The sequence below is a fragment of the Caldanaerobacter subterraneus subsp. tengcongensis MB4 genome, from assembly GCF_000007085.1.
Taxonomy (GTDB): domain Bacteria; phylum Bacillota; class Thermoanaerobacteria; order Thermoanaerobacterales; family Thermoanaerobacteraceae; genus Thermoanaerobacter; species Thermoanaerobacter subterraneus.
The window spans coordinates 1,327,170-1,342,717 of record NC_003869.1 but is presented as its reverse complement, the minus strand read 5'-3'; the positions used below and the strand labels follow the sequence as shown (position 1 = coordinate 1,342,717).

Annotated in this window: 15 protein-coding genes; all 15 read right to left on the bottom strand. The window is 37.2% G+C overall.

Annotated elements, in window-relative coordinates:
* Positions 1-2: 2 nt before the first annotated feature.
* Positions 3-1,775: a DNA mismatch repair endonuclease MutL gene (gene mutL, locus TTE_RS06480; RefSeq protein ID WP_011025653.1), complete on the bottom strand. Its 1,773-nt coding sequence runs from the start codon at positions 1,773-1,775 to the stop codon at positions 3-5.
* A complete protein-coding gene (gene mutS, locus TTE_RS06475) occupies positions 1,772-4,372 on the bottom strand; it encodes a DNA mismatch repair protein MutS (protein WP_041587158.1) in 2,601 nt (866 codons plus the stop codon). The genes mutL and mutS overlap by 4 nt, the downstream gene beginning before the upstream one ends.
* Before the next feature lie 62 nt (positions 4,373-4,434).
* On the bottom strand, positions 4,435-5,850 hold the full coding sequence (gene miaB / locus TTE_RS06470; RefSeq protein WP_011025651.1) for a tRNA (N6-isopentenyl adenosine(37)-C2)-methylthiotransferase MiaB: 1,416 nt from the start codon (positions 5,848-5,850) through the stop codon (positions 4,435-4,437).
* 15 nt (positions 5,851-5,865) lie between these two features.
* Positions 5,866-6,648, bottom strand: a complete 783-nt coding sequence (locus TTE_RS06465) for a CheR family methyltransferase (RefSeq protein WP_011025650.1) — start codon at positions 6,646-6,648, stop codon at positions 5,866-5,868.
* 70 nt (positions 6,649-6,718) lie between these two features.
* Entirely contained in the window at positions 6,719-7,093 is a 375-nt protein-coding gene (speD, locus tag TTE_RS06460) for an adenosylmethionine decarboxylase (RefSeq protein WP_011025649.1), read from the bottom strand.
* Between the two features lie 146 nt (positions 7,094-7,239).
* The gene (locus TTE_RS06455) at positions 7,240-8,343 is read right to left on the bottom strand and encodes a 30S ribosomal protein S1 (RefSeq protein WP_011025648.1); all 1,104 of its coding nucleotides are present in this window, start codon (positions 8,341-8,343) and stop codon (positions 7,240-7,242) included.
* Positions 8,330-9,196, bottom strand: coding sequence for a 4-hydroxy-3-methylbut-2-enyl diphosphate reductase (locus tag TTE_RS06450; RefSeq protein ID WP_011025647.1), 867 nt, complete (start codon positions 9,194-9,196; stop codon positions 8,330-8,332). Before TTE_RS06450 ends, TTE_RS06455 begins: the two co-directional genes overlap by 14 nt.
* A 10-nt stretch (positions 9,197-9,206) precedes the next feature.
* Entirely contained in the window at positions 9,207-9,785 is a 579-nt protein-coding gene (locus TTE_RS06445; protein ID WP_011025646.1) for a lysophospholipid acyltransferase family protein, read from the bottom strand.
* A 1-nt stretch (position 9,786) separates the two neighbouring features.
* Positions 9,787-10,452, bottom strand: a complete 666-nt coding sequence (cmk, locus tag TTE_RS06440; RefSeq protein WP_009610262.1) for a (d)CMP kinase — start codon at positions 10,450-10,452, stop codon at positions 9,787-9,789.
* A gap of 10 nt (positions 10,453-10,462) precedes the next feature.
* A complete protein-coding gene (aroH, locus tag TTE_RS06435) occupies positions 10,463-10,765 on the bottom strand; it encodes a chorismate mutase (protein ID WP_235619564.1) in 303 nt (100 codons plus the stop codon).
* Positions 10,766-10,862: 97 nt separating this feature from the next.
* Positions 10,863-11,291, bottom strand: a complete 429-nt coding sequence (locus TTE_RS06430; RefSeq protein WP_011025643.1) for a hypothetical protein — start codon at positions 11,289-11,291, stop codon at positions 10,863-10,865.
* A 67-nt stretch (positions 11,292-11,358) separates the two neighbouring features.
* Positions 11,359-12,579, bottom strand: a complete 1,221-nt coding sequence (locus TTE_RS06425; RefSeq protein ID WP_011025642.1) for an NAD(P)/FAD-dependent oxidoreductase — start codon at positions 12,577-12,579, stop codon at positions 11,359-11,361.
* A gap of 2 nt (positions 12,580-12,581) precedes the next feature.
* Positions 12,582-13,202, bottom strand: coding sequence for a histidine phosphatase family protein (locus tag TTE_RS06420; RefSeq protein WP_011025641.1), 621 nt, complete (start codon positions 13,200-13,202; stop codon positions 12,582-12,584).
* Between the two features lie 21 nt (positions 13,203-13,223).
* Positions 13,224-13,931 carry a hypothetical protein gene (locus TTE_RS06415; protein WP_011025640.1) on the bottom strand — a complete coding sequence of 236 codons (708 nt, stop codon included), beginning with the start codon at positions 13,929-13,931 and terminating at the stop codon, positions 13,224-13,226.
* A 343-nt stretch (positions 13,932-14,274) separates the two neighbouring features.
* Positions 14,275-15,525, bottom strand: coding sequence for a Glu/Leu/Phe/Val family dehydrogenase (locus tag TTE_RS06410; RefSeq protein WP_009610260.1), 1,251 nt, complete (start codon positions 15,523-15,525; stop codon positions 14,275-14,277).
* Between the last annotated feature and the right edge of the window lie 23 nt (positions 15,526-15,548).

The following is a 15,548-nucleotide window of genomic DNA, read 5'->3' as shown; positions in this document are numbered from 1 at the left end:
CCTTACTTGATTCGTTTAAACATCTTCTCAAGCTGGGTCTTAGTCATGGAAATTATGACAGGCCTGCCATGTGGACAGGTATAAGGATTTTCAGCTATTTTTAAATCCTCAAAAAGCTTATAGATTTCATTTTCGGAAAGGGTGTCCATGGCTTTTACTGCAGCCTTGCAGGCCATTGTCGCTATTTCTTCCTCTTTAAAAGAAACCTTACTAGAAAAATCTTTGTCCCGCAGCCTTTCTACAATTTCTACAAACAGTTTTTTAGCCTCAGGTTGACCTAAGATTACAGGAACCTCTCTTAACACAACAGAATTATTCCCAAATTCCTCAAAAACATACCCTAGCTTGTATAAAAGCTCCCTTTCCTGGCCTACAATTTCCATGTCGCCAGGCTGCAATTCAACAACAATTGGGAAAGTCACCTGTCTTGACTGCACTCTTTCGTATTGAGAGACTAACTTTTCGTATAAAATTCTCTCGTGAGCAGCATGCTGGTCAATTATATAAAATACATCACCTTTTTCTACAATCACATAAGTAGAAAAGAGAGTCCCTACTATCCTTATATCGCTGAGTCTTTTTACATTTCTTTCACTGTCAGAAGAACTCTCATGTTTAGGCGCTTTGTCAATCTTTTCTTCAGTTTTTACCTCTTCTCTTACAAAAATAGCTCCATCATCAGTTTTTTCTTTTACTTCAAAAAGAGGTAAAGATAATTTTACCTGCTCTCCTATTTGCCCTTCCTCATTTTTTAAGTCTTTTTCCAGCTTTACCTCTGGTATTAAGTTGCTTTCTCTGAGAGCTTCCCTTATGGTCCTGTACACAGACTCAAAAATTCTTCTATCGTCAGAAAATTTAACTTCAAGTTTTGAAGGGTGAATATTGACATCTATAAAGCGAGGATTTATTTCAAGGTATAAAAACACCCCTGGATATCTGTCAGAAGGCACATAAGTTTTAAAAGCCTCATCAACAGCTGCCGACAAAGTCTTGTTTTTTACGTACCTGCCATTTACATAAAAAAACTGCATATTTCTGTTAGAATAATTTAGAAAATTCTTTGTGGCAAAAGCCTTTACCTTCAAATCCTCCGCTTCAAATTCTGAAAAAATAAGGGCAGAATGTACCTCCTTGCCAAAAAGCCTCAAAATTACGTCTTCTATACTTCCATTTCCAGAAGTGATAAACTGTACCTTTTTGTCTTTCACGTACTTAAAAGAAATGCCAGGGTTTGAAAGACACAATCTAGTAACCACTTCTGTTACGTACATCGCTTCTGTAGAGGGCCTTTTTAAAAATTTTCTTCTCGCAGGCGTGTTAAAAAACACATCTTTTACTTCAACAGAAGTCCCCTTTTGGCATCCACATCTAGTCTTTTCTAATATTTTTCCACCCTCTACTACTAATCTAGTGCCAAAAGTCTCATTTTCTTCCTTCGTCTGTAATACAACTTTTGAGACAGCTGCAATGCTGGCGAGTGCTTCTCCTCTAAACCCCAAAGTTGTTATATTGAAAAGATCTTCATCGGATCTTATTTTACTCGTAGCATGTCTTTCAAAAGCCAGAACTGCATCAATCTCATTCATTCCGCATCCATCGTCCGTAACCTTTATATAAGGGATACCTCCTTCTAAAATTTCTACTGTGATGTTTTTACTTCCTGCATCAATAGAATTTTCTACTAGCTCTTTGACAATTGAGGCAGGTCTTTCAACCACTTCTCCGGCAGCTATCTTGTTTACCGTTTTTTCGTCGAGAAGATGAATTTTATTCATATCACTCCGCTCCTTAATGAGGCAGCCTTCTCTTTCAGCTTATAAAGATAAGTCAATGCCTGAAGAGGAGTCATATTGTCAGGATCGCAATTTGCAATCTCTTCTATCAGAGCATCTTTAGCAGAAGAAAATATGTCTATCTGAGTAAAAGCAAACTGAGAGACTGCCTCTTCTAACTCGTTTTTGACTGCTTTATCCCTTTCTAAAGCTTCAAGGATTTCTTTAGCTCTTTCAATTATGCTGTAAGGTAGCCCTGCTAATTTCGAAACCTGTATCCCATAACTTCTATCTGAACCGCCTGGGACTATTTTGTGAAGAAATATTATGTCATCTTCCCTTTCCTCTACTGATACATTAAAATTTCTCACTCCTCTTAACTTGCCTTCTAACTTGGTAAGCTCATGGTAGTGGGTAGCAAACAAAGTTTTGGCCTTTATCTTTTCATGGATATACTCAATCACAGCCTGTGCAATGCTCATCCCATCGTAAGTGCTAGTACCTCTTCCAACCTCGTCCAAAATAATCAGGCTTTTACTTGTAGCAGAATGAAGTATGTTTGCCACCTCAGACATTTCTACCATAAATGTGCTCTGGCCAGCAAAGATGTCATCAGAAGCCCCTACTCTTGTAAATATCTTGTCTACTATCCCTATCCTAGCGTAGGAAGCCGGTACAAAGCACCCAACTTGAGCCATGAGAACTATAAGAGCTACCTGTCTCATGTAAGTAGACTTACCTGCCATATTAGGGCCTGTTATTATCATGATTGGGTTTTCTGGCCCTATGTCTATGTCGTTTGCCACAAATCCTTCATCAGAAATCGTCTCAACGACAGGATGACGGCCTTCCTTTATGACAATCCTGTCTTCATAATCCACAATCGGCTTCACGTATTTATTTGTTTCAGCTACTTCTGCGAAAGATATTAAAACATCTATTATAGCTATGTATTTTGCAGTGTTTTGAATTCTCACTATCTGAAGTTCTACTTTTTCTCTTATTTCATTGAAAAGCTCATATTCCAGCTCAATTAGCTTTTCCTCCGCTCCCAGTATTGTCTCTTCAATTTCCTTAAGCTCTGGCGTCACATACCTTTCTGCATTAGCCAGTGTTTGTTTTCTGATATACCTATCTGGTACCTGAGGAATGTTTGACTTTGTAACTTCAATGTAATACCCGAATACCTTATTATAGCCTATCCTCAAGTTTTTAATTCCTGTCTTTTCCCTCTCATCAGCCTCTAAATTTGCAATCCAGTTTTTACCTTCAGTTGAGGCCTTTCTCAATTTATCTACCATTTCATTGTATCCGTCTTTTATGATATTTCCCTCTTTCAACTGATTGGAAGGGTCGTCTTTTATAGATTTATCTATAAGTTCATATACGTCTTGCAAAACATCTAATTTTTCATAAATTTCTTTTAAAAGCCTGGAAGAAAATTTTGATAAAATATTCTTTATCTTTGGCAAGTTTTGTAAAGAAAGCTTTATAGAAATGAAATCTTTAGGCGTAACACTTTGATACACTATTTTGCTCGCTAGCCTTTCTAGATCGTATACTTTATTGAGGAGTTCTTTCAACTCAATTCTCTCTCTGTAATTGTTGAAAAGTTCTTCTACTGCATCAAGCCTTTTTTCTATCTCATCTTTGTCGATTAAAGGCTCTTCTAGCCATTTTTTTAGAAGCCTGCCTCCCATAGGAGTAACAGTTCTATCCAACACTCCTAAGAGAGAACCTTTTTTTGACTTGTTTCTGTTAGACTCCAGAATTTCCAGATTGCGTATTGCGTTACTGTCAAGGCCCATATAGGAATTATCCTGGTATAAAGTCAATTTATTTATGTGTTTTAAAGAAGTTTTTTGAAGCTCTTTTAGATACGAAAGTAAGGCTCCAAGGGAATGAATTACAAATTTTTTATCCTCAAGCTCTAACTCTTCTACTTTTTTGTCAAATTGCTTTTCAATGAGCTCAGAACTTGCCTCATAGTTTAAAGGCTTATAGGCATTGACAGCACAGTTGTTGTTTTTAAATACTTTTATGTATTTATTGTTTTTTAAAAATTCTTCATTGGAAATTATCTCAGAAGGACTGTATTTGGCTATTTCATCGTATATTCTCTTCCCGTTTTTACAGTTTTTAATTTCTGTAGCATAAAGCTCTCCTGTTGTCACATCAACAGCACAAATACCGTAATTGTCTTTTTCTCTATATACAGAAACTAGATAATTGTTAGATTTTTCATCCATGGACTCAGGATTTATTATAGTCCCTGGAGTGTATATTCGCACCACATCTCTTTTTACCAAGCCTTTTGCTTTTGATGGGTCTTCTAATTGCTCACATATGGCGACTTTATATCCCTTTTTTACAAGCTTATCAATGTAGAAATCTGCTGCATGATATGGAACTCCTGCCATGGGAGCCCTTTCTTCTGTTCCTGCATCTCTGCCAGTTAAAGCAATTTCAAGTTCTTTTGCTGCAATTTCTGCATCTTCGTAAAACATCTCATAAAAGTCACCAAGGCGGAAAAAAAGTATCGCATCCTTATATTTTTCCTTTATTTTAAGGTACTGTTCCATCATTGGAGTTACAGACATTTTTAGCACCTCCGACTCCTCTTTATTATACCATAAAACTGCGCTCTTTCTAGAGCGCAGTTTTACCTTAGAACTTCTACCAATTCTCCTTGCATTGTCCAGGCTTTAGTCTCGGTTATTTTCACGTTTGCCAACTTGCCAATAAGACTTTCGTCTCCTATGAAATGGACGACTTTATTTGTTCTAGTGCGTGAAGTGAGCTTATTGGGGTCTCTTTTGCTGACTCCTTCTATAAGGACTTCTACTACTTTCCCTTTGAGTTCTGCACTTTTTTCAAGGCTTATTTTGTTCTGAAGCTCTATAAGCCTTATCAAACGATCTTTTTTCACTTCGTCATCTACCTGGTCTGGCATGGAGGCTGCTGGAGTCCCTGCCCTTTTAGAGTACATAAAAGTGTAAGCGCCGTCAAACCTTACTCTTTCTACCAAATCAAGAGTCTGAAAGAAATCTTCTTCTGTCTCTCCAGGAAATCCTACAATTATGTCTGTTGTAATTGCTATGTCAGGAATATTGGCTCTGACTTTATCAATTATTTCCAGGTAATGCTCTCTAGTATAACGCCTGTTCATTCTTTTTAATATTTTATTGCTGCCCGCCTGGACAGGAAGATGGAGGTGCTCACATACTTTGTCGAGGTCTCTCATAGCGTATATTAATTCATCTGAAATATCCTTTGGGTGGGAAGTCATAAACCTTATTCTCTCTATCCCTTTGATGTCATTTAACATATAAAGGAGCTTAGCAAAATTGATGTCTCCCCCCAGGTCCTTTCCGTATGAATTTACATTTTGACCCAATAATGTGATCTCTTTGTACCCTTTTTCTGCTAGTTCTTTTACCTCTGCTATTATGTCTTCAGGCCTTCTGCTCTTTTCTCTTCCTCTCGTGTATGGAACTATGCAGTAGGTGCAAAAATTGTTGCACCCGTATATTATATTGACCCACGCTTTAAGATTGCTATCTCTTCTTATAGGTAACCCTTCAATTACATTTTGAGTATTTTCAATCACATCTATCACTTGCACACGAGAATTTAAGGCTTGCCATAGAAGTTCCGGGAATTTATAAATATTGTGAGTGCCAAAAACAATATCTACATGAGGATACTTTTCTCTTATAGCCTCCACTATATGCTTTTCCTGCATCATACATCCAGAAATACCAATGATGAGATTGGGATTTCTATTTTTTAGTTCCTTTATCTGGGACACTCTTCCTAATACCCTTACCTCCGCGTGTTCTCTCACAGCACAAGTATTAAAAAGTAAAACATCTGCTTTTTCTAAATCTTCTGTATATTTATAGCCCATTTCCTCCAGCATACCAGCCAATTTTTCAGAGTCGTGCACATTCATCTGGCATCCGTAAGTTTCAATGTGATAATACACTTCTTTTCCTCTGTTTTCCCAAGCAATTTCTTCCATTATTTCTCTCTGTTTTTTTAGCTCTTCTTCAGAAACATAGTAGGAATTACGCATCTTTATGACACCTCTTCATTTTTGAAAACTGATTTTTTTGTAGAAAAAAGTCCTGACAGGTTCAAAATTATACCTATAAGGCAATATTATCTGCTCGGTACTTCCGACGAAAAATATACCGTCTTCATTTAAAGACTCATAAAATTTTCTATACACTTTATCTTTAGCAATGTCATTAAAATATATTAGCACATTTCTGCAGATTAGCAAATCAATATTTTTTGGATACTCGTCTTTTAAAAGGTCATGCTTTTCAAAGCGGACTGCCTTTCTTATTTCTTCAGAAATTTGATAGTATTTCTCGTCTATTTTTTTAAAAAATTTTTTTACATACTCCGGATAAGGAATTTTACTTACCGCATCCACAGAATAAATGCCCTTTTTTGCTTTTTCCAATGCCCTTATATCAATATCAGTTGCAATTATCGTTACATCCTTTAAATCTATGAATTTTGTCAAAAGCATTGCAACGGAGTAAGGCTCTTCTCCAGTAGAACAAGCAGCGCTCCAAACCCTAAATCCTTTTTTTACAATTGTAGGCAGCAAATCTTTTTCTAAAATTTCCCATTGATTTGGGTTCCTAAAAAACTCCGTGACGTTTATGGTTATATAATCTAAAAATTCATCGTATAATACTTTATCAGTGAGCAATGCGTTATAGTATTCGTCGTAAGATTTAAATTTTTTATTGGCAATGAGAGATTCCAAACGCCTTTTCATCTGCTTTTCTTTGTAGAGGGATAGGTCGATTCCAGTAAGTTTGTATACTTTTTTAACAAATTCCTCATAGCCTACCATAAATATCTTCACTCCTAATTATAGAAAAAAGTGGCTATAAAAGCCACACAGGATTAGAAAATCTTATATGTTAGAAGTTAGCAACTTTAACTGGTTTCTCAAATACCCCCCGCTTGACCTCTGTTGCAGTCATATTCTCTGCCTTTAACATTCTCGCTATATAATTAACGCCATCCCACGGGTTGACATGGTCACCGCACGTGAATACGTCAACCGCGGCATAGCCCAGTTCTGGCCACGTATGAATGGTTAAATGAGACTCTGATATGACTACTACTCCGCTTACGCCCTGGGGATTAAATTTGTGAAAAGCCACTTCTCTGACTTCTGCGCCAGTTGCTATTGCAGCTTGGACCATGATATCTTCGATCATTTCCACATCGTCTAAAATCCTGCTGTCACAACCGTAAACTTCTGCCAAAATGTGGCGACCCAAAGCATTCATTTTGTATCGTGCCTCCTTTACTAAAATTTTGTTCCCATTCAATGACTTTAATTTTATCAAATTTTTCTCTTTTGTCAAGGCTTTTTACATGACAGTTTAATTTTATCAGATTTTTTTGTTTTGTCAAGGCTTTTTACATGACATAACTAAAATTTTTTCTTCAAAATTTCTCCCAAGTTTATTGTTAATTCCTGGTATTCAGTTTGCTTTATATCATCTTCCCCTTCAAAAGGAGGCACTTCTTTTAAGCTTATTCTATCGGAGGATACTTCCAATACTTCTACTGTTATAATATCCTCTGGAGAATAAGATTTGATACTTTTTTCTAAATTATTTTTGTGCACCAAACCTTCAACTCCAGGCTCTAGTTCTGCAAATACGCCAAAAGGCATAATCCGAGTAATCTTGGCTTTTAAAATATCTCCTTCGTGATACTTTTCCTTCACATTTTCCCATGGGTTTGGTAGAAGTTTTTTAAGGCTTAAAGTAATCTTTCCTTCTTTTTTATCCACTTTAAGCACATATGCAGACACTTTATGACCAGGTTTTATTACTTCTTCAGGAGATTTAATCCTTCCATGCCCTAACTCACTTATGGGTATAAATCCATCCATTCCTCCCAAATTCACAAAAGCTCCCTTTGGTATTATCCTGCTGACTTTCCCCTCTATTACATCCCCTTCTTCAAGCCTTTCAAGAAGCTCAGCCTTCATCTTTTCCTCTTCTAATTTGATGACTTCTTTGCGGGAAGCTATAATTTTTTTGCCAGGAACATATTCAATTATTAGAAGTTCTAATATTTTTCCCAAGTACTCTTCCAAATTTTCCACTCTTTTTGTTGAAAGATGGGAAGCAGGTATAAATAGCCTTTTACCTAAAGAATAAGCAATAACTCCTCCCTTTACAACCTTAACAACTTCCCCTTTTACTATCTCTCTATTTTTATAGGCTTTCTCAATTTTTTCTTCCCCTAATTTCTCTTCTGCTTTAATCTTTGAAGCAACAACGCTTCCCTCTTCGTTTTCTACCATCACTATATATAAATCAAGCTCTTCTCCTTCATGAAAATTAGAAAGCACGTCAAATTCGGGATTTAAAGAGAGTTCTTCTTTGGGCACAAAGGCTTCTCCTTTATATCCTATGTCTGCAACAACTCCATCTTCCAGTACTTTTACTACCTTGCCTTTCACAATGTCTCCCGCCTTAATGGGCCTAAAAACATACCCTTCTAAAAAATCATTCATTCTCATCTTCTCCTTTTAATGATTTAATTTTCTCTATGACTTCTTCAATCACATAATCAGGTGTAGAAGCTCCAGCGGTTATGCCGATAATATCATGCCCTTTTAACATTTCGAAAGTAATTTCATCGGCCCTTTCTATGTGATAGGTGTTTTTACAGTTCTTTTCACATATTTTTCGCAACTTCTGAGTATTGGAACTGTGTTTGCCACCTATCACAAACATCACATCCACCTTTTTAGAAAGGGCATCTGCTGCTTCCTGCCTCTTTTGTGTAGCATTACAGATTGTGTTAAAGTAAACCAGCTCTTTGGCCTTGCTTTTTAAAACTTCAAGTATGTCTTCCCAGTGCTTTTCAATCAGGGTAGTCTGAGATACTGCGCAAGCTTTTTCAAAAAAAGGTAAATTCTCTGCTTCCTCTACAGAATTTACTATGTAAGCTTTATCTTCACACCATCCATTTACCCCTATAACTTCTGGATGGTTCTTATCTCCCACAATCACTATATCATACCCTTTTTTATAGTACTCTTCAACTATGTTCTGCACTTTCTTTACAAAAGGACAAGTTACATCTATGATTTCTACACCCTTTTGTTCTAGGAATTCGTACAACTTTTTTGAAATTCCATGACTCCTTATTATCAACCTATCCCCTTTTAAAAGCTTTTCTAGCTCCTCTTCTTCTATAACTCTTACCCCTTTTTCTTCTAAGTCTTTCACCACTTGAGGATTGTGAATGATTTCTCCTAAGGTGTATAGCCTTGTATCTTTTTGTTTGTTTAGTTCCTCATAAGCTATTTCAATTGCCCTCTTTACACCAAAACAAAATCCCGCGTGTTCAGCAATTAAAATTTCCATCTCAATCCTCCTAAATTAATTTAGCAATCTCTTTCATTATTTCTTCACCAATTTCTGCTAACTGTTGGGAGGAAAGCTTGGAATCATAATATTTCTCAAAAGTCATTGGCTTGCCAATATTTATAATAACTCTTGAAAACAGTCCGTATCTCCCCTTAATTCCTACAGGTACAACAGGAGCCTTTGACTTTATGGCCAACATTGCCACCCCTGGCTCTGCCCTCTGGAGCTTGCCTGTTTTGCTTCTCGTCCCTTCAGGAAAAATTCCCACTGCCCTTCCTTTTTTCAAATGGTTTAAAGCAGTTTTTATGGCGGATAAGTCCGCAGTGCCTCTTTTTACAGGAAAAGCTCCAAGGCCTGTCCCTAAAAGAAGCTTTAAAAAAGGATTTCTAAAAAGCTCTTCTTTCGCCATAAAATATATGCGCCTGTTTAAAAGTGCTCCGACAACTGGCGGATCCAGCAGGCTTATGTGATTAGGGCATATTATGACAGGCCCTTTTTTAGGGATATTTTCAAGGCCTTTTACCTTAATCCGAAATATGACTTTTACAATTGCTCTCACTATGACTTTCGCAAAATAATAAAACATATCAGATTTCCCCTTTTGTATTCTTCCTTATTGCTTCATAAACTCTTTCTACAACTTCTTCCTCTGTAAGGTCAGTAGTATCGATTAGGATTGCGCCTTCTGGAATTGTCAAAGGAGAAGTCTTGCGACCTGAATCCAAACTATCTCTTTTTTTTATTTCTTCTAACACTTCCTCGTATTTTACCTCTGTACCTTTATTTTTCAACTCTTCATAGCGCCTTCTTGCCCTCTCTTCCAGAGAAGCTGTAAGAAAAAATTTAAACTGGGCATCTGGGAGCACGACAGTGCCGATGTCTCTGCCGTCCATTACGACATTTTTTCCCTCTGCAATCTTTCGCTGTTTCTTCACTAGAATTTCTCTTACTTCAGGTATTTGCGACACAACGGAGACTTTTTGTGAAATGATGGGCTTTCTAATCTCCTCTGAAACATCTTCCCCGTCTAAGAATACCCTTTCTCCATCGAGAGAAATATCGCTTTTACGAGCTACTTCAACTATTCTTTCCTCATCCTCCAGAGAAATGTTCTCCCTTAAAACTTTTAAAGTAATTGCCCTGTACATTGCACCTGTGTCTATGTAGGTAAAACCTAAAAGCTTTGCAAGTTTTTTTGCTACAGTGCTTTTTCCTGCCCCTGCAGGACCATCAATAGCTATTTTTACAGTCAAGTTTATCACCTCAGGCCAAATCAGGTCTTAAATTTTTTGCTTCCTTAAGATATACATGTTTTACTTCCTGTTTTTCATCTATATTTGTAAAAATTGCCACTCTTATGCACTTAGGTAAACTTCCATTAACCTCCATTTCCTGAAAACACATCATGGGAACGTCATCAAATTCCATCTCTTTTCTCACAGCCTCTGCTGGATACGCAGCAGTTAGGTCTTTTGTAGCACTAAAAAAAATGCTTATCAAGTTTTCTTTTTTTAGCCCGTTCCTTCTCATAATTTCTTCTATCAGAATAACCGTATCTTTAAAAATATCTTCTCTTGTGTTTTCAGTAGTGATAGCACCTCTTATAACCTTTATAGCACATTCTCCTTTCTTCTGCTTCTTCAGTTTTATTATACCATAAACGCTATTTTAGTTTAACCATGCAGACTTTTTGTACATTTTTATCTACCCTTACCACTGTAGTATTTTGAGGCTCAATCACATTGTCACTTATGGCTGTTACTTTAAAGTGGAGAGGTTCGCTCTCTTTCGTCCCATCTATCTCCAAAATTTGGTTTGGCTTTACTTTAATTGTTATAGATTTCTTATAAAAATTAGAAACTGGCTCTCCATTTACCAGAATATAAGAATTTGGGGCTTTGTCCTTTTCTACTACTTCAATTGTGACTTTTCCTTCTTGAGATAAATTAGAATCTAAAAAGACGTGAGCATCTTCTTTTCCAATAAAAAGCTGGGCAATTGCAATGCTCAAAAGGCCCATCATTATAAGAATTGCCAGCACTACTTCGCTGTCTACATACCTTTTTAAAGTCCTTTTTCTCCTTTTCCCCACATCCACCCCTCCTTTTCTAGTCTATATATTATGCCCTGTAAACAAAAAAATGCAGGAAAAATGGTTTTCACGCATTAACCCCTGCTACATATCCTGTAGAAAAAGCAATTTGAAGGTTAAATCCTCCTGTAAGTCCATCTACATCTATAACTTCTCCGGCAAAGAAGAGCCCTTTTATTATTTTAGACTCCATAGTTGAAGGGTTTATTTCTTTTACAGAAACTCCTCCGCCCGTGACAATAGCCTCTCTTATTGGTCTTAACTCTCTCACTTTAAAAGTCAAATTTTTTAAGGTTTTTACAAGCTGTTTTCTTTCCACCTTTGTTATACTTCTCACTTTTTTATCAGGGTCTATATCAGACCTTTTCAAAATGTATAAAATAAGAGATTGAGGGAGCAAATCCTTTAAAGCGTTTTTTATATCTTTATTCGGGTACTTCCCGAAATCCCTTAAAACTCTTTCTTCCAGCTTTTCTTCTGTTAAAGCTGGTTTTAAGTCAATTTTTATAAAAACCTCACCTTTTTCAAGGTAATCATAAATAAATCTGCTCAAAATAAGTATTACAGGGCCTGAAAGCCCAAAATGAGCAAAAAGCATCTCTCCAAATTCCTCTTTTATCACTTTTTTGCCCTGTATAGCATAAACTTTTACATTTTTAAGAGAAACGCCCATTATCTCTCTCACATTCTCCTGAGTTACTATAGGTACAAGGGCAGGAAAAGGTTTCACAATGGTGTGTCCCAGCTTCTCAGCCATCGCATATCCGTCTCCTGTAGACCCGGTGGCAGGATAAGACAAGCCTCCTGTTGCCAAAATCACACTGTCGCAGGGTAAAAAGTCATCCCCTACCCTTATACCGGCTACCTTTCCATCCTCTGCTATTATTTCTTCAACTCTTGAATTATAAAAAATTTTTACTCCGTTCTTTTCAAGCAGGTTTTTAAAAAAATCTCTCACATCTATCGCTCTATCAGATGCTGGAAAAACTCTCATTCCCCTCTCTACTTTCAATTTGAGCCCATTATTTTCTAAAAATTCCATGAGGTCTCTGTTGGAAAACTGGCTAAAGGCACTATAAAGAAATTTACCGTTTCCAGGAATGTTTTCAAAAAAAGCATCTTTCTCCGCGAAATTTGTAATATTGCATCTGCCGTGTCCTGTAACCAGCAATTTTTTGCCGAGTATATTGTTCTTTTCAAAAAGGCTCACCTTTTTTCCTGTCATTGCTGCTGCCAGTGCCGCCATCATTCCAGCAGCTCCGCCGCCTATTACGAATACTTTTTTCATTTCTACTTCCTCTCTCCTAAATGGCAGGTATCGTTATACAAAACTAGAACTGCTTTTTTGTTTTCTTTTATATCTATTATGCTAAGAGAAGCATTATCCATTCTAAAGCTAGGGTAAAAGCTCAAATCGATTTCCAGCAATCCTAAAATTAGAGCTTTAATAGAAGTGCCATGAGATACAATTAGAATATTTTTTCCCCAATTCTCTTCTACAATCTCTTTTGTCTTTGTGAGCATTCTCTTTTGGACCTCTTTTAATGTTTCCGCATTTTCTATAAGGACATGTCTAGGGTCTGTTTTCCAGAGGTCATAAAGTTCTTGATAGTTTTCTTCTATCTCCTTCGCAGTAAGCCCTTCCCAAACTCCAAAGGACATTTCCCTAAATTCCTCTATTTTTACTATGGGGGCATTTATTTCTTTTGAAATTATTTCTGCGGTGGTATAAGCTCTTTTTAAGTCACTAGAATATATACAATCTATGTTTTCACCTTTCAGTCTTTTTGCAAGCAATTCAGCCTGTTCCAACCCTAATTGGGTCAGTTCAATATCTTTCATACCCTGCATTCTGCTCTCTAAATTCCACTTTGACTGGCCGTGCCTTGCTATATAAAGTCTTGTAACCATTTACTTTTCATTTCCTCCCAGTTATGCAAAATTAAGATAAAAGATTTGGTCTCCATAGGAAAGCTTAGATACTTTCCATTCTCTAGGACTTATTCCCACCTCATGATAAAGCAATCCCAAACTGTTCACAAATCTCACAAAATCCTTGTCCAGCCACGGAGGAGTCCAAGCTCCAGACCTAGCGATGTGAATTACGCTTATTAAGCTATCTTTTGGCAACTTGTCCACTGAAAACACAAAGTCTATTCTGTATAAATTTATGAACTCTTCAAAATCAGAAGGTTTTTCTAAAGAATAAGGGCTATACACAACCATGGCTTCTTTTATTATATCATCTTTAAAAAGTTTTCCCAACCAATTGGCACAGTTTACTTCAAATTCCAAAGAAGCCAAACCACTGTATCCTAAATCAGAGTGGCTGTCAAAAGATATAACTCTGTCACAGTTAAAATTTTTTGCTAAATAATAAGCAAATTTGTGGGACTCAGATACAAATACCTTTACTCCTTTGTGAAAAGGCAGAATATTTTTTATACTTTTCCAGAACTCTAGCCTTTCAGAACTTGCCCTTACGCTTTTTTCCAAATCTTCTCCTTGCAATTTTGCCATTATATACCTTTTGTACCAGAGCTGAAGAAAATTTCTCTCATTTTCTATATAAGAAAAAAACCATTCTTTTTTAAAAGGAATGAAGTAGTCCCAATCTACTGTAAGGAGAGTTTTTCGCATGCAAAACCCTCCTTGTAAAAAACTTCATATTAATATTTTATCACATAAAAAAAAGACCTTCAACGAAGGTCTTAGACTGTTGACAAAGTCCCTCTCATTTAAGTGGCATTTTGTGTTAATGCTCCAGAGTTACAAAGGGACAAAACTAAGGCTCGCTTGAGGGCTTAGGCGGGGTCCCGGCCAATTCGCCTTTCAGGCTCAACGTGGCCGCTCGCTTTCGCTCGCCCCGCCTTCGCTCCTCAAGCTCGCTAAGTTTTGTTACCGCTTTGTAACAAGTCGCATTTACACACAAAATGCCACTTCTCTAATTTTGTCAACAAACCGAGACCTTCAACGAAGGTCTTTACAGCCAACCTCTGACTTTCATGGCCTCATATACTCTCTTTATTGAAATCATGTAGGCTGCAGTTCTCATGTCTACTTTATACTGCTGTGCTAAATCATATATAGAGTTAAAAGCATTTACCATCATGATTTCCTGCCTCTCTTCTACTTCTTTCTCAGTCCAGTAATAGTTCATCAAATTCTGTACCCACTCAAAGTAAGAGACTATGACTCCTCCAGAATTAGCAAGTATATCAGGCACTACAAAAACACCTTTTTCAGAAAGTATCTTGTCGGCTTCTGGAGTTGTGGGTCCGTTAGCACCTTCACATATTATCTTTGCCTTTACTTCATTTGCATTAGCAGAGGTAATCTGGTTTTCTAAAGCTGCCAACACTAATATGTCCACCTTCATCGTCAAAAGCTCTTCATTTGTGATGGGAGTGGTTCCCTCAAAATTGCACACAGTTCCTGTTTTGTTTACATGTTCTACTAACTTCTCTGCATCAATTCCTTTTTCATTGTATATTCCTCCGTACACATCGCTCACTGCTATAATTTTAGCTCCTAACCTCTGGAGACTTAAACCGGCATGGCTTCCAACATTTCCAAACCCCTGAATTGCTACAGTACAGTCCTTAAAATCCATGTTTAAACGTTTTACTGCTTCCCTTGCCATTAGAGCAACTCCGTAGCCTGTAGCTGCCACTCTCCCTTTTGAACCGCCGTAAATGAGGGGTTTTCCCGTAATCACAGCAGGGCTGTTGTAACCCACAATTTTATTGTATTCATCTACCATCCAAGCCATAATCTGGGCGTTTGTTCCAACATCAGGAGCTGGTATGTCTTTTTCAGGTCCTATTATGCTTGCTATAGCCCTTATATAACCCCTGCTCAGCCTCTGAAGTTCATCATTGGAGAGTTCTTTTGGATTTACAACCACTCCACCTTTAGCTCCGCCATAGGGAAGACCTACTACTCCGCATTTAAAGGTCATCCACATGGATAAAGCTTTTACTTCATCTAAAGTCACATCCGGATGGAATCTTATTCCTCCTTTTGTAGGACCTAGTGCATCGTTGTGCTGCGATCTATATCCCTTGAAGACTTTTATGCTTCCATCGTCCATTTGCACAGGGATGGAAACCTCCAGAACTCTCATTGGCTCTTTCAAAAGCTCGTAAACTGACTCCTCAACTCCTAAAATGTCACAAGCTTTCTTTATTTGCTTTTGAGCAATTACCAATGGATTTAATGATTCTGTGGACATTTTTCATCCTCCTATTCTTTATT

Coding starts and splice junctions, on each gene's coding strand:
- mutL (WP_011025653.1), bottom strand. CDS start 1,775: ATGAATAAAATTCATCTTCTCGACGAAAAAACGGTAAACAAGATAGCT.
- mutS (WP_041587158.1), bottom strand. CDS start 4,372: ATGTCTGTAACTCCAATGATGGAACAGTACCTTAAAATAAAGGAAAAA.
- miaB (WP_011025651.1), bottom strand. CDS start 5,850: ATGCGTAATTCCTACTATGTTTCTGAAGAAGAGCTAAAAAAACAGAGA.
- TTE_RS06465 (WP_011025650.1), bottom strand. CDS start 6,648: ATGGTAGGCTATGAGGAATTTGTTAAAAAAGTATACAAACTTACTGGA.
- speD (WP_011025649.1), bottom strand. CDS start 7,093: ATGAATGCTTTGGGTCGCCACATTTTGGCAGAAGTTTACGGTTGTGAC.
- TTE_RS06455 (WP_011025648.1), bottom strand. CDS start 8,343: ATGAGAATGAATGATTTTTTAGAAGGGTATGTTTTTAGGCCCATTAAG.
- TTE_RS06450 (WP_011025647.1), bottom strand. CDS start 9,196: ATGGAAATTTTAATTGCTGAACACGCGGGATTTTGTTTTGGTGTAAAG.
- TTE_RS06445 (WP_011025646.1), bottom strand. CDS start 9,785: ATGTTTTATTATTTTGCGAAAGTCATAGTGAGAGCAATTGTAAAAGTC.
- TTE_RS06425 (WP_011025642.1), bottom strand. CDS start 12,579: ATGAAAAAAGTATTCGTAATAGGCGGCGGAGCTGCTGGAATGATGGCG.
- TTE_RS06420 (WP_011025641.1), bottom strand. CDS start 13,202: ATGGTTACAAGACTTTATATAGCAAGGCACGGCCAGTCAAAGTGGAAT.
- TTE_RS06415 (WP_011025640.1), bottom strand. CDS start 13,931: ATGCGAAAAACTCTCCTTACAGTAGATTGGGACTACTTCATTCCTTTT.
- TTE_RS06410 (WP_009610260.1), bottom strand. CDS start 15,525: ATGTCCACAGAATCATTAAATCCATTGGTAATTGCTCAAAAGCAAATA.